Here is a 21,671-nt window from a genome sequence, read left to right on the forward strand (position 1 = left end):
CCAACACCTTACGGCGCCGCCTCTTTAAGCTTGGTGATTTCATCGCGTAGCTTGGCGGCCGCCTCGAACTCCAGATTCTTGGCGTGGTTGTACATCTGCTCCTCGAGCTCTTCGATGCGCGCCCAGCGCTGCTGCTCGGTAAGCGGTTTCTGATCGGCCTTGTAAGCGGCGCCCTTCTCCGCCACTTTGCGACGGGATTTAGGCACCCCGGGAGCAATGGCGCCCTCCATGATATCGGCAACACTCTTGCGGATGCCTTTGGGGGTAATGCCGTGTTCCGCGTTGTGCGCCAACTGCTTTTCGCGGCGGCGCTCAGTCTCCTCCAGCGCGCGCTTCATGGAATCCGTGACTTTATCGGCGTAAAGAATTGCCCTACCCTCCAGGTTGCGCGCGGCACGACCGATGGTCTGGATCAGCGAGCGATCTGAGCGCAAAAAGCCTTCCTTGTCCGCATCAAAGATGGCAACAAGGGAAACCTCGGGCATATCAAGCCCCTCTCGCAGCAGGTTGATCCCCACCAGCACATCGAACTCACCGATACGCAGGTCGCGAATGATCTCTACCCGCTCCACCGTGTCGATATCCGAGTGCAGGTAACGTACACGCACACCACTCTCCTGCAGGTATTCGGTCAGATCTTCCGCCATGCGCTTGGTCAACACAGTAATCAGCACGCGCTGATCCTTGTCGACGCAGCGGTGAATCTCCGACAGGGTATCGTCCACCTGGGTCGCGGCCGGACGAATCTCCACCTCCGGATCCACCAGGCCCGTGGGCCGCACCACCTGCTCCACCACCGCGCCGGCGTGCTCCTGCTCGTACTTACCCGGGGTAGCCGACACAAAAATTGTCTGCGGCGAAAGGTGCTCCCACTCTTCAAATTTCAGCGGCCGATTATCCAGCGCCGACGGCAAGCGAAACCCGTATTCCACCAGCGTTTCTTTGCGCGAACGGTCTCCGCGGTACATGCCGCCAATTTGCGGCACAGTCACATGGCTTTCGTCGATAAACAGCAAGGAATCGTGTGGCAGGTAATCGAACAAGGTGGGGGGCGGCTGACCGGGGTCGCGCCCAGAGAGATAGCGGGAATAGTTTTCCACGCCGTTGCAGTAACCCAGCTCCTGCATCATCTCCAGATCGTAGCGGGTGCGCTGCTCCAGCCGCTGAGCCTCCAGCAACTTGTTGTTTTCCCGCATCTGCTCGAGGCGCCCCTTGAGCTCCTCTTTGATCAGGTCGATGGCATCGACGATCGTCTCCCGCGGGGTTACGTAGTGGGACTTCGGGAAAATAGTAATGCGCGGGACTTTTTGCAGCACTTCCCCGGTTAGCGGGTCGAACAAGGTGATCTCTTCGATCTCTTCATCAAAAAGGGAGAGGCGCACCGCCTCCAGATCCGAGTCCGCGGGATAGATATCGATGATGTCCCCGCGCACCCGGTAGGTGGCACGGCGAAAGTCCGCATCGTTGCGAGTGTACTGCAGCTCGGCGAGGCGGCGCAGAATCGTGCGCTGATCGACGATATCCCCGCGGTCCAGGTGCAGCACCATTTTGAGGTACTTGTCCGGATCACCCAGACCATAGATGGCGGATACTGTCGCCACCACAATCACGTCTTTGCGCTCGATCAGTGCCTTGGTGGCAGAGAGGCGCATCTGTTCGATGTGCTCGTTGACCGAGGCATCCTTCTCAATAAAGGTATCCGACGACGGCACGTAGGCTTCCGGCTGGTAGTAGTCGTAATAGGAAACGAAATACTCCACCGCGTTGCGCGGAAAAAACTCCTTCAACTCACCATACAACTGAGCGGCCAGGGTCTTGTTGTGGGCCATCACGATTGCGGGCCGCTGGAGGCGCGCGATTACGTTGGCCATGGTGAAGGTTTTACCGGAGCCGGTTACCCCCAGCAGGGTCTGATGCGCGAGGCCATCCCCCACCCCTTCAACCAGTGCCTCAATAGCGGCGGGCTGATCCCCTGCGGGCTCGTATTTACTGGCGACTTCAAAAGGACGGGTTTCCATTGGCCAACTACCACTCCGGTTTCGCTTCACACCCGGCACTCCGGGGTGGGAAATTGTAGGCGCACACCCCGGTGCGGGACAAATCAGGTGTTAGTTTGAACGGGGCGGCGAGAAAATAAACACTGCAAAATCAAAGGCTTATTTTTAGGTAAAAGGGTTGACCTGGTTTGGGGTGCTCTATAAGATACGCGCCACCTGACCGGGACGGCATTTGCAAGACCGATCAGACAGTTCCGCCTTAGCTCAGTTGGTAGAGCAAATGACTGTTAATCATTGGGTCGCTGGTTCGAGCCCAGCAGGCGGAGCCAAATTCAAAATGTTCGTTGCGACACTTAATTGCCACGAAGATTTTATTTAGAGCTATGCTCTTTCAGGGCCACCTTCACCAAGAGGCAGGCGCCCTAACCAAAAATTCCGCCTTAGCTCAGTTGGTAGAGCAAATGACTGTTAATCATTGGGTCGCTGGTTCGAGCCCAGCAGGCGGAGCCAAATTAAAAAACCCCGTACCCTAACCGGCTACGGGGTTTTTTATTGCCCGGTACAAATTGCCCGGCACCTCTATCTTCTTTTCAGGAGTGCCGAGGGGCCGACCGCAATCCACCCCAACAATCCGTCAATTACACTTCCGGCACCTCACCGGTAATCCGCCGAGCCCGGCGACTGTTTGATGCCACCGGCAAGCGGCGCACCTCCGCACCGTCTTGAGCACCGCCCTGCACACCTCGGAGCGCAGCATCTCCGGATGCATTCACTTCCGACAACTGCGTCCAAACCGTATCCACCAACTGCTGCTTCGGCGTGTAATCCTTCACCGCCTCAATCAGCAGCCGATGCACCGTGGCACAATCCTGGCGCGCACAGGCGTCTTTCAGCTCAACCATAAACGACTGCAGCTGCTCGCTGGGCAGGCGCTCCTCTTCCGCGCGCATGATCATCGGATGATCGGTTCCCGCAACCGCATCCCCCAACAGCAACTCTTCGTAAAGTTTCTCACCCGGGCGCAACCCGGAGATCTGAATTTCGATATCGCCATCGGGATTGGCCTCATCGCGCACGGTGTGGCCCATGATTTGAATCAGGCGGCGGGCAATATCCAGGATACGGACCGGCTCCCCCATATCCAGTACAAAGACTTCGCCTTTGCGCCCCATACTTCCCGCCTGCAACACCAGCTGTGCCGCTTCAGGAATGGTCATAAAGAAACGGGTCACCTTGGGGTGAGTCACCGTCACCGGGCCGCCGGCATTGATCTGATCGGTAAACAGCGGAATAACGGAACCAGAGGAACCAAGCACATTACCGAAGCGCACCATACACACCCGGGTACGCCCGAAACGGCGCCCGAAGTCCTGACAGATCAGCTCTGCGAGACGCTTGGTTGCCCCCATAACGTTGGTCGGGCGCACCGCCTTATCCGTGGAAACCAGCACGAACTGCTCCACACCGTAAGCCTCGGCGGCCTCCAATACGGCGAGCGTACCCAGCACGTTATTCTCCGCACCCACCACCACATTTTGCTCCACCAGAGGCACATGCTTGTAGGCCGCCGCGTGGTAGATGGTGTGCACCTCGAATGACTGAATGATTTCCGCTACACGCGCGCGATTACGGACATCCCCCAACAGCGCTGTCACTTCCACTTGCAGGCCTTCATCCTGCTGCTGTTGCTGCAACTCGCGCTCAATCTGATACAGGGAGAACTCCGAAGACTCAAGCATGATCAGCTTGGCCGGCCCCCACTGGATAATCTGACGGCAGAGCTCGGAACCAATCGAGCCACCCGCTCCCGTAACCATCACTACCTTGCCGAAAATGGATGCGGAGACCAACTCTTTTTGCGGCTCTACGGGAGCGCGCCCAAGGATGTTTTCATAAATCTGGGAAACATCGGATACGCGGCCGGCACTGTCTACCAGCTCTTCCATGCCCGGAATCACTTTTACCACAATGCCGCGCTCACGCAGGCTGCGAGTGATCTCACGTCGACGGCGCTTGGGGACCCCCGGCATCGCCAGCAGAATTTCAGAGATATCGCGCTCGGCGATTACTTCGAGGATACTGGCGGGGCTGTATACCAGCACCCCATCGATCAATGTATTTTGCTTGGACGCATTATCGTCAAAAAAGGCGACGGTCTTGTACATCTCGCCGTGAATCAGCCCTTTGTACAGCTGCAGACCAGCGGTACCCGCACCGTAAATTGCAACGCGCGTTTTGTGAATTTCCAGCGCCATCTGGTAGTAGACACGCACCAGCCAGCGGGAACCTCCCACGGTAATCAGCGCAAAACACCAGTAAATGACCGGGACAGAGCGCGGCACACCGGCATAGGTGAGGTAGGATGCAACTGCCAGCACAACCGCAGACGCCGTCACGCCCTGCAGGACAGCGACAATGGCCTGTTGCCCCATATAGCGGATCACCGTGCGGTACAGACCCAGGCGAAGGAAAATGAAACTACTCGAAATGAGCGTCATGGCCAGACATAGCGCCATGGTGGGCTCGGTAACTGTACCCGCACCGTTAAAGCGAATAGTCATGGCCAGTAAAAACGCAGCCGTGAGCATCAGCAAGTCATAGCAGAGCATCAAAAACGGCTTGTAGTTTTTCTGTGCAGCTTTATAAAAGCTATTCACCAATCCCCCAAAAAATTCCTTTACCGGGCACCACAGGCCCCTCCATAAACACAAACAACCAAAACGTCCTTTAAGCCACTGTCCGCCCACAAATACCTGACGGGGGCTCAAGCCAATTCGAATGCTACCAGCAGCAGGGCAAGCAAAGACGTGCTCACCATCACGGCCAATTCGATAAACAACGACGTTTTCACACCGCGCTTCAGTGCCACACGCTGGTAGAAATGCTGACGGTGCGCCTCCCACCAGCGCTCTCTGCGGAGCATTCTGATGATTAAAGTAACCGTGGCATCCAGCCAGAAAGGGAGAAATACCAGCAGCGGAATCACCACCCCAAAGGCTCCCTGCTGCCAGCCAGCTACACTCACTGCAAATACGGCCAGGCCGATCACGGTTGAGCCGGCATCGCCCAGGAAAATTTGCGCACGCGGCCAATTGTAGTACAAAAAAACGACACTACTTGTTGCGACCAAAAGGCAAATACTTCCAATTTGCGGCACATCTCGCAAAAAGCAGATCGCACCCAGGGTCGCAAAACCAATCGCCGTCATACTGCCGGCAAACCCATCCATGCCATCCATAAAGTTGTACAGGTTGACGACCCAAACGCCCACCAGCACCAACAGCGGCCAAACAACCCAAGACCATGACCCGCCTAACGGCAGGGCCAGCGCATATAACAGGGTCGAAACGGATAAAATCTGTACAGAAAAACGCAATCGCGCGCTCAACGAGCGCAAGTCATCAACCAGAGATACCAACAACAACGCCATAAAGGCAAAAACGATGCCAGGTTGGATTTCAGGCTGGCTTAACAGCACACCGACAGTGGCACCAGCCAACAATCCCCACCCACCAGTTCTCGGCACCGGCGTCTCATGTAGGGAACGATGATTGGGCGCGTCCAGGGCGAATTCGCGCAATCGGGTAAGAAGTAACCGCAATACCATTGCGGCCACGACACCGGATACTGCACAAAAAAACAGCAGCGACCACCAACTGTGGTCAAAGTACGCCCCCATCAACGATCCCCGTCAAAACCCCGCAAATACTGACCATAGCGTCGACTTGGACGCCAGTTCAGTGCATTTTTTATTCGCGCTGAACTATAAAGCTCGCCCCTTCCAACATCAAGAAAACCTGTCTTAACTCCCAAAACAGAGAGCAATCGAGCAGGAGTCAAAAGCAATGCCGCGGCTAAACGGCTACTTTTTATACGGCGCCCACTGGCCACAGTGGCAATCCCGGCAAGATCATAAAATTGCGGTTCCGCCGCGATAAAGGTCTCACGATCACAATCCGATTCCACGACCAGGCGGATAGCCGACAGCAAATCTTCCAGCGCCACAAAACTCCGCCAACCGGTTGCGGGCACCCACGGAAATAACCGCCCCCAGGCTCGAAACCTCTGCCGCCAGGCATGCGCCCTCTTCTGTTTCACCGCGTCGCCCCCCCGCCCCGGGGTGACAGCAGAAGACCCATAATCCCCATAAACGGCCGCCGGCCGCAGAATGTTGACACGAATCTTGCACACTGACGCCAGAAGCTTCTGCTCTGCGCGCCATTTACTACCGCCATACACATCGAGCGCTGGCTCTCCAGCAAACTCCCCGGCGATCTCCCCATCGGGAGGGACAACCGCCTTTACGCTGGAGAGATACAGGAATGACTCAGCTTTTGCGCTCTCAGCTCCCTGTAACATTGCCACTGGCAGGCGAAAATTTACTTCGTTGGCCAGCTCAGGGTGCCGCCGGCAATCTTTTACCGAAGACAGGCCCGCTGCAAACACAACCCTATCACCAGTAGAAAACAGCTCCGCGCAAGTATCGGCGCAATAGCTCTCGACCTGCTGGTGGCTCGTCCCGTCGGGACCGACGGCCTGACGTGATACCGAGCGCACATGGAAACCGGCGGCCACCAGATACCGACAGAGCGCCTCGCCGATGTAACCCGAACTTCCAACTACCACCCATCGCATTCGCGCGACCCACTCCCCGATCAAAAAAGAAACAGCGCCCTGAGGCGCTGTTCCGGTACTTATTTACAACTGGATCCGATCCCTGTTCTTCTCCAGCGTGGCTACGCCGATCCCCTTGATTTCGAGAAGCTCCTCAACGTTGGAAAAGCTACCGTTTTCTTCTCGATACTGGACAATCAACTCCGCGCGCGCCGACCCCACACCATCCAGTGCCGCAGACAACTCTTCCACCGTGGCGGTATTCAGGTTCACGACCTGTACTTCTTGCGCCGGCATATCTTCGGCGAATACGGCCGGCACATTGACCAGCAACATGGAAAGGGCAAACAGTGCGGCAAGAGGGAAACGAAACAGTTTCATGGCAAATTCCTTTTTGTAATGGCTCAAAGCGTTATGGTCTTCAATCCGTGGGACCACAAACCTCCCCAGGCGGAAGCACTCTACCAAACTATCCGCAGCCTTTTGAGCCCTGAGCCATTACACACCATTACAGCGTGTTACACGGGTTTACATAACGATCAATGGCCTGCCAAATCACTCACGATCGCCTGCAGTGCCGCAGCGGGGTCTTCCGCTGCGGTGATCGGGCGACCGATTACCAGGTAATCGGAGCCATTCTGCACCGCATCTGCCGGCGTTACGATACGACGTTGGTCGTCTGCTGCCGCACCCGCGGGACGAATACCGGGGGTCACCAGCGCAAAATTCTTGCCGCATGCAGCTTTGAGCGCACCCGCTTCACGCGCAGAACAAACAACACCATCAAGGCCACTTTCCTGAGCAAGCCTGGCCAGCGCGGTAACCTGCTCACCCAGAGCGCGCGCCACCCCTACCGGCGCCAGCTCTTCCTCGGCGGTACTGGTCAGCACGGTTACCCCGATCAGCAACGGGCGCTTGTCGCCCAAGGGCTCCAGGGCTTCGCGAGCGGCGCGCATCATTCTCTCGCCACCAGACGCGTGTACATTCACCATCCAGACGCCGAGATTGGCCGCCGCACGCACAGCAGCCGCCACTGTATTCGGAATATCGTGAAATTTCAGATCGAGAAACACATCAAAGTTCAGCGCCACCAGCTTTCGCACCAGCTCTGGGCCGGCAATGGTAAACAGTTCTTTTCCGACTTTGACACGGCAGACTGCCGGATCCAGTTGCGCGGCCATCGCCAGAGCGTCGTCGGCATTATCGTAATCCAGAGCCACGATAACCGGAGAAGAAACAGATTCAGTCAATGAGCACCTCAGTGTTAGAAATGGGAGAAAGAAATAAGTCGTCCGGGCCAGAGCTATTCGCCCTCAATCCCTTTGACCGAGCGCACGGTATCCCAGCGCTTACAGCTGGGGCACAGCCAGTGCAGTTGATTGCCGGAAAAACCGCAGTGATTACAGCGGTAGTGAGGACGGCTTGCAATCAGCTGATCGATCAGGTTTTTCAGCAGGTACAGGTTCTCTCGAGAGCGCCCTTCAGTACTGTCGATATGCAGGTTCAGAAAATGACCCAGGCCACGCAGTGAAGGGCGTAGCGCGAGCTGCTTACCCATAAAGGCCGCTGCTTCCGCTTCACTCTGCTGCTGGTGAATTCGCTCGGCCAGCGCGATCAACACACTATTTGTGGGATGCTCCTTCTGTAGCGCCTCAAGATAGCGCTCAAGCCCCCGCTCGTCACCTAGCGCGTCGTAGCAGGTAATCAGTAACTCGAGGATTTCCGGGATGTAATCCGGGTTCTGCTTGGGCACCCGCTCAAGCACGCGAATCGCTTCCTGTGGGCGCCCCAGAATATGCTCCAGCCGACCCAGCAGCAGATTGGCACGCACCGAGTGCTTGTCGTATCCCAGCGCCGCGTCAATATGCTTGCGCGCGCTCAGATAGTCCTTGCCATTGATCGCCTCTTCCGCCAGCTCACAACAGAAGTGCGCCTGAATCGGCGCCCATTCGCTGGACAGGCGCTTGAAGCGACGGCCGTGCAGCAGGTTAACCGCGTGAATGCCCTTGGCCCATTCCCGTTCATCCCTGTACACCTCAACCAGATATTCAAGACTGGTATTACGCAGCTCAGAAGACGTCTCCACCAGCTCCTGTAACAGGCGCTCTGCCCTGTCGAGCCAACCGGCGGCAATGTAGTCCCGCGCCAGTTCCAGTTGCGCCTTTTGCTGACTGATACGGTTGAGACTGGGACGCGCAAGAAGGTTCTGATGCACCCGAATAGCCTGGTCGTGCTCCCCGCGTTTGCGCAGCAGGTTGCCGAGGGCAAGGTGAGTTTCAAAGGTGGCGCTACTGACTTCGAGCGAGTCGATAAACTTTTCGATCGCGTCACCGTGGCGCTCACTCAAGAGGTAATTCAACCCCTGCGCGTAAGACTGCGCCAGGGCTTGGTGCTCGTTATTTCTGGCACCCTTTTTCTTGCCACTCTTGCGACCGAGATACCACCCAATGGCAATAGCCGCAAAAATGAAAATGAAAAATATCAGGTCGCTCAAACTACTCTCCGGCAACCTGTCGACGCACCGTATGCAACTCGCGCTCGGTGCGCAGTAATTGGCGCTCCAGGCCTTTCACCCGGCGCCGCTCAGTCCAATAAGGCAGAAGACTGGCGAGAAACCCGAGCAAGGCACCGATCAGCAGGAAACCGATCAGCCAGAAGCCGACACTGCCCGCAAATAGGGGATATCCCGCAAATCGGGGGGTAATGCTTTCGGGGTTATCGACTGCAAAATATACACCCAGCGCAATACACGCCAGTGCCAATATCCCGAACAGCAAACGCGATATCCAGCGCAGAAATGACAAGCGAACCTCCGGTTCCGGAAGGAATGTGAAAATCTAAAAGTCCGTTACAGTGTTAGCCCACTGTGACCAGCTCGGCAATGGAATCCTCGTCCGCGACTTACGCGTCCTCGTAGACATCCCGCTTCATCTGCTGGTTTACCCTATCCCTGAGTTCTTTTCCCGGTTTGAAGTGCGGTACATATTTGCCCGCCAGCTCGACGGAGTCACCGGTTTTCGGGTTGCGCCCAGTGCGTGGTGCGCGATAGTGCAGGGAAAAACTGCCAAAACCGCGAATTTCTATACGCTCCCCTTCTGCCAGAACACACGACATGGTGTCCAGCATGACTTTGACCGCCAGCTCTACATCCTTTACCGGCAGCTGATCCAACCTCAGAGCGATCTTCTCGATCAGTTCAGACTTGGTCATGCAGTCCGCAATCCTTTCTAAGTCATTGATTATTCTGGAATAGCGGCAATCATCTAATAGAAAGCCGGACTGGGCAACCCCAGTCCGGCTCTCGCATAGCCTCAACTCATTGAGTTGAGTCCATTAATAACAAGACCTTATCAGTCTTTGTTATTCATCTGCGCCTTGATCAGGTCACCGATAGTCGCTGGCTGAACCTGTTCAGCCTGCTTCTTGCTGTGATCCTTGATGGCTTGCTTCTCATCGTCCTGATCTTTGGCTTTGATGGAGAGGCTGATCACGCGGTTCTTGCGATCCACGCTGGTGATCTTGGTCTCTACTTCTTCGCCTTCTTTCAGAGCGTTGCGCGCATCTTCAACCTTGTCGCGGCTGATTTCGGAAGCGCGCAGTACGCCTTCCACTTCGTCGGCCAAGGTGATGATGGCTTGCTTGGCATCAACTTCTTTGATGGTACCCATTACGATGCTGCCGCGATCGTTGGTGGCCACGTAATCAGAGAACGGATCGGATTCCAGCTGCTTGATACCCAGGGAGATACGCTCGCGGTCGGAGTCGATACCCAGGATAACGGTTTCCAGCTCGTCACCTTTCTTGAACTTGCGTACGGCTTCTTCGCCAGCTTCGTTCCAGGAGATGTCGGACAGGTGAACCAGACCGTCGATGCTGCCGTCCAGACCGATGAAGATACCGAAGTCGGTGATGGACTTGATCTTACCGGAGATCTTGTCGCCTTTAGCGAATTTACGCGCGAAGGCATCCCACGGGTTTTCTTGACACTGCTTGATACCCAGGGAGATACGACGACGCTCTTCGTCGATGTCCAGAATCATTACCTCGACTTCGTCGCCAACATTGACAACTTTGGACGGGTGAATGTTCTTGTTGGTCCAATCCATTTCGGATACGTGTACCAGACCTTCCACACCTTCTTCCAGCTCGGCAAAGCAGCCGTAGTCGGTCAGGTTGGTTACAACCGCTTTCACGCGGCTGTTTTCCGGGTAACGCTGCTTGATGGATACCCAAGGATCTTCGCCCAGTTGCTTCAGGCCCAGGGATACACGGCTGCGCTCGCGGTCGAACTTCAGTACTTTTACTTCGATCTCGTCGCCAACATTCACGATCTCGCTCGGGTGCTTGATGCGCTTCCAAGCCATATCGGTGATGTGCAGCAGGCCGTCGATACCACCCAGATCTACGAAAGCACCGTAGTCGGTCAGGTTCTTCACGATACCTTTGATCGCCATGCCTTCTTGCAGGCTGGCCAGCAGGGCTTCACGCTCTTCGCTGTTGGCTGCTTCCATCACGGCGCGACGGGAAACAACAACGTTGTTGCGCTTGGCGTCCAGCTTGATCACTTTAAAGTCGAGCTCTTTGCCTTCCAGGTGCGCGGTGTCGCGAACCGGACGTACGTCTACCAGAGAACCCGGCAGGAACGCGCGGATGTTGGCAACGTCAACAGTAAAGCCGCCTTTAACCTTACCGCTGATAACACCTTTAACCACTTCGTCTGCAGCGTGTGCAGCGTCGAGGATTTTCCAGGCTTCAGCGCGCTTGGCTTTTTCGCGGGACAGACGGGTTTCACCGAAGCCATCTTCTACGGCTTCCAGGGCAACCTGTACTTCGTCGCCGATCTGCAGATCGACTTCGCCTTTTTCGTTTTTGAATTGCTCTGCAGGAATCACACCTTCAGACTTCAGGCCCGCGTGAACGGTTACCCAGTCTTTATCGATGTCGATAACCATACCGGTCACGATAGCGCCAGGCGCCATCTCAACACTCTTCAAGCTTTCTTCAAATAACTCAGCAAAGTTCTCGGTCATTACTCATACCTATTTGGGTAGGCCCGGCCGTGGATGACTGTAAAACGTAGTCAATCTTCAGCTCAGACCCCGCCGCGCTGCCAGTACGCGGGTTAGATTACGACAGCGGCCGGGCAATTCTGGCTGATCCCGGCCGCTGACGTTAGAAACAGATTGTCTGGACTGCCCAGCACCGATGCGCTTTAGCACGGTGTTGTCAGTCTGGCTCAGTCGATATGTTTTTGTACCAGTTCGAGCACTTTTTGCAGAACACCCTCTATATCGATGTCCGTGCTATCCAGCACCACGGCGTCTTCCGCCGGGGCTAGAGGGGAGGCTGCGCGGTTCATATCCCGGTCGTCCCGGGCGCGGATGTCCTCCAGCAGGTCGCGGAGGCTAACAGAAACACCCCTGGCCTGCAACTGATCGAAGCGGCGGCGGGCGCGCTCTTCCGCACTGGCCGTCAGGAACACTTTGACCGGTGCGTCGGGGAACACGGTAGTACCCATATCTCGCCCGTCCGCCACCAGCCCGGGGAGTGCGCGAAAGTCCCGCTGACGCTGTAGCAGCGCCTCGCGCACGGCGGGAACCGCGGCCACCTTCGAAGCGGCCATACTGACCCGCTCCATGCGGATATCCCGGCTGACATCCTTGCCCGCCAGTACCGCAGCCACTTCACCGCCGGCAATGGCAAAACGGATATCCAGATTGCCGGCAATCTCTGCCAGGCGATCTTCATCCCCCAGGTCCACTTCCGCATCGAGCGCCGCCAGCGCAGTCAAACGGTAAAGCGCCCCGGAGTCCAGCAAAGCGTAGCCGAGCTTGTCCGCGAGAAGCTTGGCGATGGTGCCCTTGCCGGAACCGCTGGGGCCGTCAATGGTGACCACGGGGGCCTGGGAGGAAGTGTCAGTCATAACGATTCGATACTGCTTACGTTAGTGATACAGATAATAGGGCGATGCGCTCAGCGCACCACCAGTTTCATTCCGGCGCCGGTCGCCAGCGCGGCAAAGTTGGGGAACGAGGTGGCCACGTTGGCGCAGTGCCGAATTTCGATATCCGCACCGGCACGCAGAGCGGCTACCGCGAAGGACATGGCAATACGGTGATCCCCGAGGCTATCCACCTCACCGCCACCAAATACCGCGCCTTCACCTCCTGTACCCTGAATCACGATGCCGTCTGGGGTTGGCTTGGCGTCCACACCCAGGATCTCGAGGCCATCGGCCATAGCCTGAATGCGATCACTCTCTTTGACCCGAAGCTCTTCGGCGCCGGTCAGCACGGTTTCCCCTTCGGCGCAGGAAGCAGCGACAAAGATCGCCGGGAATTCGTCGATGGCCAGGGGCACCTGGTCTTGCGGAATATTGATGCCTTTCAAGGGTGCGTAACGCACGCGGATATCCGCCACCGGCTCACCGCCCACTTCGCGCTGATTCTCCAGGGTAATGTCGGCACCCATGGCGCGCAGGATATTGATGGCGCCGTCGCGAGTCGGGTTGATACCCACGTGCTGCAGCAGCACGTCGGAACCCGGCGCAATGGAAGCCGCCACCATAAAGAAGGTGGCGGAAGAAATATCCGCGGGCACATCGATGTGGCCGGCAGTCAGCTTGCCACCGCCTTTCAGGCTGGCGCGGGGACCGTCGCGCTGCACTTCGTAGCCGAAGCCCGACAGCATGCGCTCGGTGTGATCGCGGGTCGGTGCTGGCTCGGTAGTGCTGGTTTCGCCATCGGCGTAGAGGCCCGCCAGCAACACACAGGATTTCACCTGGGCACTTGCCATGGGCAGGGTGTAATCAATCGCCTTCAACTGGCTTCCACCCTTGATCTTGAGTGGCGGGCGCCCTTCTTCACCGGTCTCCACAACCGCACCCATTTCACGCAGCGGATTGGCCACGCGATTCATCGGGCGCTTGGACAGGGATTCGTCACCGGTCAGTACGGTATCGAATTTCTGACCGGCAAGCAGACCCGCCAGCAGACGCATGGAAGTGCCGGAGTTACCGACGTACAGAGGCCCGGGAGGCGCCTGCAGACCGTGCATGCCCACACCGTGAATGGTAACGCGGCCGTTGACCGGCCCCTCAATCACCACACCCATATCGCGGAACGACTGCAGAGTGGCGAGCGCGTCCTCCCCTTCCAGGAATCCCTCTACCTCAGTGACACCTTCTGCCAGGGAGCCCAGCATGATCGAGCGGTGGGACATGGACTTGTCACCAGGCACTCGCAGATCGCCATTTACCGCACCGCCCGGTTGGGCAATAAAAGTTACTTCCTTCGCTTCCATAGTTTCCGTATACGCTTTTTTGGCCAGCATTTTGGTGAAGTGATCCCGCGCCGCCTTGGCCCGGGTAAACACCCCCATCAGCTGTTCGCTGTCGCCGCTGGCAATGGCACTGCGCAGAGAACCCAGATTGGAGGTGTAGAGATCGATGGATTTCAGAATGGCATCGCGATTGGCGAGCATGATGTCCCGCCACATAACCGGATCACTGGAGGCGATACGGGTGAAATCGCGAAAGCCACCGGCGGCATAACGGAAAATATTTTCGTTTTCCGCATCGTGAGCCAGAGTATCGACAAGACCAAAGGCAATCACATGAGGCAAGTGGCTGGTAGCGGCGAGCACTTCATCGTGCTCATCCACCGGCATACTCAACACTTCTGCACCCACGGCTTCCCACATTTTCCGGATGCGATTAACGTGCTCGCCCGCGGTATTTTCCAGCGGTGTGAGAATGATGCGGTGCGCGATATAGAGGTCGTCGCGAGCAGCGGTCACACCACTCTGCTCGGAGCCGGCGATGGGGTGACCCGGCACCAGAAATTCTGGCACTTCGCCCCAGACATTTTTTGCCGCGGCAATCACGCTGCCCTTTACGCTGGCACCATCGGTAATGGTGACACCCGCAGGCACCCGGTCTTTTAGCTGGGCGAATACCGCCTCGACCGTCAGCGTAGGTACCGCTACGAAAATTACATCCCCGGCTTCCAGCTCCGACAGAATTTCCGCGATATCAGTAACCGCGCGATCCACCACACCCAGCGCCACCGCCTGCTCACAGGTCTGCGGACGACGGGCAACGCCGATAACCTGACGGCAACCACTGGCCGCCTTCAATCCCAGCGCGAGACTGCCACCAATCAAACCAATACCGACCACGACCAAACGGCCAATCCCAGCGACTGCATCCTGCCCCACCAACATCCCTGCTCTCGACATTTACAGGACTCCGCGGGGGTAAGAGCCCAGCACTTTCATATCCGAAGCGCAGGCGCCCACATCTTTCAGCGCAGTGGCGACATTCTCGATATCGCGGTGGCCGACGAAGTCGATAAAGAATACGTAGGTCCAGTTACCGCTCTGGGACGGGCGGGTCTCCACCCGGGTCAGATCGATCTTGTGGGTCTGGAACGGCACCAGCAGATCGTGCAACGCACCCGGCTCGTTACGCATGGAGACCATCAGGGAGGTCTTGTCGTCGCCACTGGCGGGCACCGCCTGGGTACCAATAATCAGGAAGCGAGTGGAGTTGTCCGGACGGTCCTCGATTTTTTCATTGAGGATTTTCAGGCCGTACATGTCCGCCGCCATATCACCGGCAATGGCCGCCGCATTCCACTCTCCCTTCACGCGCTTGGCGGCTTCCGCATTGCTGGCCACCGCCACCCGCTCCACATTCGGGTAGTAGGAATCCAGCCATTTACGGCACTGTGCCAAGCTTTGCGCATGAGAATAGATGCGAGTAATGGATTCCTTGCGGGTGATATCGGAAATCATCAGGTGCTGGTGAATACGCAACTCCACCTCTCCACAGATTTTCAGGTTGGACGTCATAAAGTTGTCCAGGGTGTGGTTCACCACACCCTCGGTGGAATTCTCCACCGGCACCACACCGTAATTTACCGCACCGGCTTCCACTTCGCGGAACACTTCATCGATAGCCGCCAGCGGCTTGGAAACCGCAGAATGCCCGAAATGCTTCAGCGCCGCCTGCTGGGTAAAGGTACCTTCCGGGCCCAGGTAGGCCACTTTGACGGGCTCTTCCAGCGCAAGGCAGGCAGACATAATCTCACGGAACAGCCGCGCCATCTCTTCATTGGTCAGCGGCCCCTCATTGCGCTCCATAGCACGGCGTAATACCTGCGCCTCCCGTTCGGGACGGTAGTACAGCGCATTCTCACCGTTCTTTTTTTTGACTTCCGCCACTTCCAACGCACAGTTCGCGCGCTCGGAAATCAGCCTCGCAATGTCGCTATCGAGACTGTCGATGCGATCGCGCAGTTCGAGTAGGCGCTCGTCCTGCTTGGGCTTATCTTCAGACATAACTCTCGCCCTCTTACCTAATCCTTTCAATCAATATGCGGCTGTAATCAGCCGTTGCGCTGTTCGAAATCCGTCATAAAGGCGACAAGTGCCTCTACTGCAGCCAAAGGCACAGCGTTATACAACGACGCACGCATACCGCCCACGGAACGGTGGCCTTTCAGATTCAACAGGCCCGCCGCTTCGGATTCCTCGAGGAACAACTTGTCCAGCTTTTCATCTGCCAGAACGAACGGCACATTCATGCGCGAACGACTTTCCTTAGAAACCGGACTGGAAAAGAAATCGCTGCGGTCGAGGAAGTCGTACAGCAAGGTAGACTTCTTCTCACTCAGCTCCGCCATGGCAGCAACGCCGCCCTGCGCCTTCAGCCATTTGAACACCAGGCCAGACAGGTACCAGGCAAAGGTCGGTGGCGTGTTATCCATGGAACCGCCGTCTGCGGCGATCTTCCAGTTCAGGCTGCGCGGGATATCCGGCAGCGCGCGATCCAGCAGATCGTCGCGCACGATACCCACGGCAATACCGGACGGGCCGATATTTTTCTGCGCACCGGCGTAAATAAAACCGAACTTATCGACCGGGATTTGCTGAGACAGAATGCAGGAAGACATATCCGCAACCAGCGGACTTTTTACGTCCGGAATATACGGAAACTCCACACCGCCGATGGTTTCATTCGGCGTGTAGTGGAAATAAGCGGCATCACTACTTTCCTGCCAGCTATCCGCCGCCGGCGCATAACTGAAATTGCGATCTTCCGAGGAAGCCACAATATTCACCTGGCCGTAGCGCCTGGCCTCCTTGATGGCCTTGTCCGCCCACTGGCCCGTATGAATATAGTCCGCGGACTTACTGCCGCCACCCAGCAGGTTCCAGGGAATGGCGCTGAACTGACCGGTAGCGCCGCCCTGCAGAAACAGGACTTTGTAGTTATCCGGAATGGCCAACAGATCACGCAGATCCTGCTCGGCTGTTTCCGCAACCCCGGTAAACTCCGGCGAGCGGTGGCTTACTTCCATGACGGAGCAACCCAGTCCCTGCCAGTCCAGCAATTCTTCCTGTGCCTGCTGCAATACCGGCTCCGGCAGCGCCGCAGGTCCCGCACAGAAATTAAACTTTCTCATCGACTCACTTCCACAGAGAAAAAACAAACTTGGATGAATTCTTTGGCCTCAATCGCAATGTCGAGATAGGCAAACCTCACTTTTAGCACTTGCGATTACAGACCTTTCGCTACCGGCACATTCGCGGCGACTAAAGTCAAAAAAGGCCGCGAGTTTTCGCAGCCTTTTTCGAGATAAATCCAGTTCAGAGGTTACTCCTCGGCAGCGCCGCCTTCGGCAGCCTCGCCCTCGTCACCCTCTTCACCTTCGCTCTCCTGAATCCGCGCCAGGCCCACCAGATTCTCATTTTCCTTCAGCCGGATCACGCGAACACCCTGAGTATTACGACCCAGCTCGGAAACCTCATCGACCCGGGTACGCACCAGGGTACCCTGATCGGAAATCAACATAATTTCCTCACCGGAATGCACCTGACAGGCACCCACCAGCTCACCATTGCGCTCACTGGAAGCAATCGCAATCACACCCTGGTTGCCGCGACCTTTCGTCGGAAAATCCGCAGTGGCGGTGCGCTTTCCGTAGCCATTTTCGGTTGCCATCATCACCGAGCCCCCCTCTTCCGGGATCACCATGGCGATAACGTGCACACCTTCGGCCATACGGATACCCCGCACACCGCGGGAAACACGACCCATGGAGCGCACGTTTTCTTCCGCAAAACGCGCCGCTTTACCGGCACTGGTCAGCAGCAGCACATCCTGCTTGCCATCGGTAATCGCAGTGGCAACCAGGCGATCGGTTTCTTCCAGCTCGATGGCGCGCAGACCAACACTGCGCGGACGGGAGAATGCCGTCAGCGGGGTTTTCTTCACGGTGCCGTTGGCGGTGGCGAAGAAAATAAAGTGGTCTTCGTCATACTCGGACACCGGCATCAGGCTGCTGATGCGCTCGTCGCCTTCCAGTGGCAGCATATTTACCATTGGGCGACCACGGGAAGCGCGACCGGCGGTGGGCACTTCATACACCTTCAACCAGTACACCTTGCCCTTGTTGGAGAAGCACAGAATGGTGTCATGGGAGTTGGCAATCAGCAGGTGCTCAACGAAATCTTCGTCTTTTACCTGAGTGGCGGATTTACCCATACCACCACGGCGCTGAGCCTGGTAGTCTGCCAGCGGCTGGCTCTTGGCGTAACCGCCGTGAGAAATGGTTACCACCTTGTCTTCTGGAGTGATCAGGTCTTCTACGGACAGATCCTGACGGGAAGCCACGATATCGGTACGGCGCTCGTCACCGTACTCTTTTTCCAGCACTTCCAGCTCTTCACGGATTACCTGCATCAGGCGCTCGGGGCTGCCCAGAATCTCCAGGTATTCGGCAATCTGTTCCAGGCGCTCGCTGTATTCAGCCAGCAGCTTGTCGTGCTCCATACCGGTCAGACGGTGCAGGCGCAGTTCGAGAATGGCCTGGGCCTGCGCCGGCGACAGATAGTAGGCGCCGTCACGCATACCAAATTCTTTCGGCAGATCGTCCGGGCGGCAGGCGTCGGCACCGGCGCGCTCCAGGAACTGCTCCACTTCACCCACCGGCCAGCCCTTGGCCAGCAGTGCTTCGCGGGCTTCTGCCGGAGTCGCGGAGGCCTTGATCAGCTCAATCACCGGGTCAATATTGGAGATGGCAATCGCCAGACCTTCCAGAATATGACCGCGCTCACGCGCCTTGCGCAGCAGGTATACGGTACGGCGGGTCACCACTTCCTGGCGGTGACGGATAAAGTATTCCAGCAGCTGTTTTAGGTTCAGCAGCTTGGGCTGGCCGTCCACCAACGCCACCATATTGATGCCGAACACGCTTTCCAGCTGGGTCTGGGCGTAGAGGTTATTCAGAACCACATCACCCAGTTCACCGCGCTTGAGCTCGATCACCACGCGCAGACCGTCTTTGTCAGACTCGTCGCGCAGCTCAGAAATACCTTCGATTTTCTTTTCTTTTACCAGTTCGGCAATACGCTCGATCAGGCGCGCCTTGTTCAGCTGGTAGGGAATTTCGTGAACGATGATGGTTTCGCGATTGGTCTTGTCATCCCGAATCACTTCCGCTTTCGCACGGATATAGATACGTCCGCGGCCAGTGCGGTAGGCCATCAGGATTCCCGCACGACCATTGATGATCGCACCAGTAGGGAAATCCGGGCCCGGGATGTACTCCATCAACTCATCGATGGACAGCTCACTGTTATCGATCAGTGCCAGACACCCTTTCACCACCTCACTCATATTGTGGGGCGGGATATTGGTGGCCATGCCCACGGCAATACCGGAGGAACCGTTGACCAGCAGATTCGGCACGCGCGACGGCAGTACTTCCGGCATCTGCTCGGAGCCGTCGTAGTTGTCGATAAAGTTAACGGTTTCTTTATCCAGATCCGACAGAAGCTCGTGGGCGAGCTTGTCCATACGGATCTCGGTGTAACGCATGGCGGCCGCGCTATCACCGTCGATGGAACCGAAGTTACCCTGGCCGTCTACCAGCATGTAACGCAGGGAGAATGGCTGCGCCATACGCACGATGGTGTCGTACACCGCACTGTCGCCGTGCGGGTGGTATTTACCGATTACGTCACCCACCACACGGGCAGATTTTTTGTAGGGTTTGTTCCAGTCGTTTTTGAGTTCGTTCATCGCGTAGAGCACACGCCGGTGTACCGGCTTCAGGCCATCGCGCACATCTGGCAACGCACGGCCCACAATCACGCTCATCGCATAGTCGAGGTAGGATTGCTTCAGCTCTTCTTCGATATTGATCGGAGAAATTTCTTTGGCTATTTCGCCCATATTTTCAGGCATTCCTTATCGTTAACGCCGCCCGCGGGGCAGGCCCCGGCTTTACCTGTAGCCACCGCCCTTTATTGGGAGACGCATGACAACAGGCTGGGAACTGGTGGGGCCAGCGAGTCACGGACCCCGATCAAGCGGGCGATTCTAGCACAATTGGCGCGCGGTAGGACGACTTGTAGAGACTTGTTCACGCACCTTCCCGCGGTTAAAGTCTCCGCCTTTCCAACGGAACAAAAAACGCACAGCAGCCATGGCAAACAGCAACGCAACCGCTGAAAAAACGCACAAAAAACAACCGATCGATACCCTGATTCACGCCCGCTGGATTATTCCGGTGGTGCCGGAAAAGCGGGTGTACGAAAACTGCTCACTGGCCATCACCAATGGCATCATTACCGCCATCCTGCCAAGCAGCGAGGCCCGCAATCGCTTCGCGCCGAAAGAAGAGTTGCAACTGGGTGATCAGCTGCTGATTCCAGGGCTGATCAACACCCATAATCACGCCGCCATGAGCCTGCTGCGGGGTTACGCCGACGACTACCCGCTGATGACCTGGCTGGAACAACATATCTGGCCCGCGGAGCAGCAGTGGGTTGGCCCGGAGTTTGTCAGCGACGGCACCAGACTCGCCATGGCGGAAATGATCAGAAGCGGCACCACCGCCTTCTCTGACCAGTACTTCTTCCCGGAAGCCACCGCCGCCGCCGTCCGCGAAGCCGGCATGCGCGCCCAGATCGCCTTCCCAATCATCGACTTCCCCAACAACTGGTCCAGAAATGGCGACGATGCCATCGAAAAAGGCTTGGCACTGCGCGACGACTACCGCTCCCACCACCGCATCGGCCTCGCTTTCGCCCCACACGCCCCCTACACCGTGGGTGACGAGACCCTGAAGAAAATCGCCATTTACGCCAACGAGCTGGGCATGTCGGTGCAGATGCACCTGCACGAAACCGCCGGCGAAGTGGAGCGAGCCGTAGCCGAAACCGGCCAGCGCCCCACCGAACGGCTGCACAAACTCGGCCTGCTGTCCCCTCAATTCCTGGCCGTACATATGACCGCGCTGAATGACGATGACATTGCCCTGATCCAGAAAACCGGCGCCCACATCAGCCACTGCCCGCGCTCCAACCTCAAGCTCGCCTCCGGATTCAGCCCGGTGGCGAAAATGCTGGAAGCCGGCATCAACGTCTCCATCGGCACCGACGGCGCCGCCAGCAACAACGGCCTCGACATGCTCGCGGAAACCAACACCGCTGCACTACTGGCCAAAGCCGTCTCCGGACAGGCCGACGCCCTCCCCGCCCACCAGGCCCTCGCCATGGCCACCATCAATGGCGCCCGCGCCCTGGGCATCGACGATGCCACTGGCAGCATTGAGGTAGGCAAAGCCGCAGACCTGTGTGCCATCGACCTAAGCGCCCTGGAACAGCAGCCCCTGCACGACCCACTGTCACAGCTGATCTACACCGCCAATGGTCACCATGTGCGCAATGTGTGGGTTGCCGGCAAGCAGCTGCTGAAGGACCGCAAACTCACCACACTAAATGAAGAAGAACTGAAGCAACGGGCGGCGAACTGGCGTGATAGAATCGCCGGTCTTAGCAGTTAAGCCCGATCAACTGGATCCGCTTACGGAGCACAATTCTCAGGATTGAAGGCTGTGCTGGCGGGGGCTTCTCGCGGGACCGTCTTCGGCCCGGACAGACACAAGAAAAACCAACAAGACGGGTTTTCGTACGGTCCCCCCAGAAAACCCCCCCCACCCAGGCAACCCCAAAACAACCCCAAACACCACCACCAGAAACCACCTT

At 57.2% G+C, this 21,671-nt stretch carries 16 protein-coding genes and 2 tRNA genes; 3 read left to right on the plus strand and 15 right to left on the minus strand.

What is annotated here, in order from left to right:
- Positions 1–8: 8 nt before the first annotated feature.
- Positions 9–2,018: an excinuclease ABC subunit UvrB gene (uvrB, locus tag ACXAG1_RS16395; protein WP_475092687.1), complete on the minus strand. Its 2,010-nt coding sequence runs from the start codon at positions 2,016–2,018 to the stop codon at positions 9–11.
- A gap of 232 nt (positions 2,019–2,250) precedes the next feature.
- On the opposite strand from uvrB, the gene ACXAG1_RS16400 reads away from it, so the two are divergent.
- Both ACXAG1_RS16400 and ACXAG1_RS16405 read left to right on the plus strand, forming a co-directional pair.
- Positions 2,251–2,326: transfer RNA gene (locus ACXAG1_RS16400), tRNA-Asn, on the plus strand.
- 105 nt (positions 2,327–2,431) lie between these two features.
- Positions 2,432–2,507, plus strand: a tRNA-Asn gene (locus ACXAG1_RS16405).
- Positions 2,508–2,635: 128 nt separating this feature from the next.
- Here the strand turns inward: ACXAG1_RS16405 and ACXAG1_RS16410 are convergent.
- From ACXAG1_RS16410 to gyrA, 14 genes are all read right to left on the minus strand, one after another.
- Positions 2,636–4,654 (minus strand): polysaccharide biosynthesis protein, encoded by a 2,019-nt coding sequence (locus tag ACXAG1_RS16410; protein WP_475120293.1) that lies wholly within the window; start codon positions 4,652–4,654, stop codon positions 2,636–2,638.
- Between the two features lie 107 nt (positions 4,655–4,761).
- Positions 4,762–5,676: an MraY family glycosyltransferase gene (locus tag ACXAG1_RS16415; protein ID WP_475092685.1), complete on the minus strand. Its 915-nt coding sequence runs from the start codon at positions 5,674–5,676 to the stop codon at positions 4,762–4,764.
- On the minus strand, positions 5,676–6,632 hold the full coding sequence (locus ACXAG1_RS16420; protein ID WP_475092684.1) for an NAD-dependent epimerase/dehydratase family protein: 957 nt from the start codon (positions 6,630–6,632) through the stop codon (positions 5,676–5,678). Before ACXAG1_RS16420 ends, ACXAG1_RS16415 begins: the two co-directional genes overlap by 1 nt.
- Before the next feature lie 63 nt (positions 6,633–6,695).
- Entirely contained in the window at positions 6,696–6,992 is a 297-nt protein-coding gene (locus tag ACXAG1_RS16425) for a ComEA family DNA-binding protein (RefSeq protein ID WP_475120294.1), read from the minus strand.
- Between the two features lie 158 nt (positions 6,993–7,150).
- On the minus strand, positions 7,151–7,861 hold the full coding sequence (gene pyrF, locus ACXAG1_RS16430; RefSeq protein ID WP_475092682.1) for an orotidine-5'-phosphate decarboxylase: 711 nt from the start codon (positions 7,859–7,861) through the stop codon (positions 7,151–7,153).
- Between the two features lie 53 nt (positions 7,862–7,914).
- Positions 7,915–9,105, minus strand: coding sequence for a lipopolysaccharide assembly protein LapB (gene lapB, locus ACXAG1_RS16435; RefSeq protein WP_475092680.1), 1,191 nt, complete (start codon positions 9,103–9,105; stop codon positions 7,915–7,917).
- A 1-nt stretch (position 9,106) separates the two neighbouring features.
- Complete coding sequence (locus ACXAG1_RS16440; protein ID WP_231491409.1) at positions 9,107–9,415, minus strand: lipopolysaccharide assembly protein LapA domain-containing protein; 309 nt, start codon at positions 9,413–9,415, stop codon at positions 9,107–9,109.
- Positions 9,416–9,512: 97 nt separating this feature from the next.
- A complete protein-coding gene (ihfB, locus tag ACXAG1_RS16445) occupies positions 9,513–9,821 on the minus strand; it encodes an integration host factor subunit beta (RefSeq protein ID WP_475092679.1) in 309 nt (102 codons plus the stop codon).
- A gap of 140 nt (positions 9,822–9,961) precedes the next feature.
- The gene (gene rpsA / locus ACXAG1_RS16450) at positions 9,962–11,641 is read right to left on the minus strand and encodes a 30S ribosomal protein S1 (protein WP_043315884.1); all 1,680 of its coding nucleotides are present in this window, start codon (positions 11,639–11,641) and stop codon (positions 9,962–9,964) included.
- Positions 11,642–11,847: 206 nt separating this feature from the next.
- Positions 11,848–12,534 carry a (d)CMP kinase gene (cmk, locus tag ACXAG1_RS16455; protein ID WP_475120295.1) on the minus strand — a complete coding sequence of 229 codons (687 nt, stop codon included), beginning with the start codon at positions 12,532–12,534 and terminating at the stop codon, positions 11,848–11,850.
- 50 nt (positions 12,535–12,584) lie between these two features.
- Positions 12,585–14,849: a bifunctional prephenate dehydrogenase/3-phosphoshikimate 1-carboxyvinyltransferase gene (locus ACXAG1_RS16460; protein WP_475092677.1), complete on the minus strand. Its 2,265-nt coding sequence runs from the start codon at positions 14,847–14,849 to the stop codon at positions 12,585–12,587.
- A complete protein-coding gene (pheA, locus tag ACXAG1_RS16465) occupies positions 14,850–15,953 on the minus strand; it encodes a prephenate dehydratase (RefSeq protein ID WP_475120296.1) in 1,104 nt (367 codons plus the stop codon).
- A gap of 47 nt (positions 15,954–16,000) precedes the next feature.
- Complete coding sequence (serC, locus tag ACXAG1_RS16470) at positions 16,001–17,080, minus strand: 3-phosphoserine/phosphohydroxythreonine transaminase (RefSeq protein ID WP_475120297.1); 1,080 nt, start codon at positions 17,078–17,080, stop codon at positions 16,001–16,003.
- A 191-nt stretch (positions 17,081–17,271) separates the two neighbouring features.
- A complete protein-coding gene (gyrA, locus tag ACXAG1_RS16475; protein ID WP_475120299.1) occupies positions 17,272–19,854 on the minus strand; it encodes a DNA gyrase subunit A in 2,583 nt (860 codons plus the stop codon).
- Between the two features lie 253 nt (positions 19,855–20,107).
- Here gyrA and ACXAG1_RS16480 point away from each other — a divergent pair, with 253 nt between their 5' ends.
- On the plus strand, positions 20,108–21,469 hold the full coding sequence (locus ACXAG1_RS16480) for a TRZ/ATZ family hydrolase (RefSeq protein WP_475120298.1): 1,362 nt from the start codon (positions 20,108–20,110) through the stop codon (positions 21,467–21,469).
- The last annotated feature ends 202 nt before the right edge of the window (positions 21,470–21,671 follow it).

Source organism: Microbulbifer sp. ABE4_465, assembly GCF_056160765.1.

What these genes read in the sequence shown, in the direction of transcription:
- ACXAG1_RS16460 (WP_475092677.1), bottom strand. Translation starts at nt 14,849, where the DNA reads ATGTCGAGAGCAGGGATGTTGGTGGGGCAGGATGCAGTCGCTGGGATT.
- pheA (WP_475120296.1), bottom strand. Translation starts at nt 15,953, where the DNA reads ATGTCTGAAGATAAGCCCAAGCAGGACGAGCGCCTACTCGAACTGCGC.
- ihfB (WP_475092679.1), bottom strand. Translation starts at nt 9,821, where the DNA reads ATGACCAAGTCTGAACTGATCGAGAAGATCGCTCTGAGGTTGGATCAG.
- ACXAG1_RS16425 (WP_475120294.1), bottom strand. Translation starts at nt 6,992, where the DNA reads ATGAAACTGTTTCGTTTCCCTCTTGCCGCACTGTTTGCCCTTTCCATG.
- ACXAG1_RS16480 (WP_475120298.1), top strand. Translation starts at nt 20,108, where the DNA reads ATGGCAAACAGCAACGCAACCGCTGAAAAAACGCACAAAAAACAACCG.
- rpsA (WP_043315884.1), bottom strand. Translation starts at nt 11,641, where the DNA reads ATGACCGAGAACTTTGCTGAGTTATTTGAAGAAAGCTTGAAGAGTGTT.
- cmk (WP_475120295.1), bottom strand. Translation starts at nt 12,534, where the DNA reads ATGACTGACACTTCCTCCCAGGCCCCCGTGGTCACCATTGACGGCCCC.
- gyrA (WP_475120299.1), bottom strand. Translation starts at nt 19,854, where the DNA reads ATGGGCGAAATAGCCAAAGAAATTTCTCCGATCAATATCGAAGAAGAG.
- ACXAG1_RS16420 (WP_475092684.1), bottom strand. Translation starts at nt 6,632, where the DNA reads ATGCGATGGGTGGTAGTTGGAAGTTCGGGTTACATCGGCGAGGCGCTC.
- uvrB (WP_475092687.1), bottom strand. Translation starts at nt 2,018, where the DNA reads ATGGAAACCCGTCCTTTTGAAGTCGCCAGTAAATACGAGCCCGCAGGG.
- serC (WP_475120297.1), bottom strand. Translation starts at nt 17,080, where the DNA reads ATGAGAAAGTTTAATTTCTGTGCGGGACCTGCGGCGCTGCCGGAGCCG.
- ACXAG1_RS16415 (WP_475092685.1), bottom strand. Translation starts at nt 5,676, where the DNA reads ATGGGGGCGTACTTTGACCACAGTTGGTGGTCGCTGCTGTTTTTTTGT.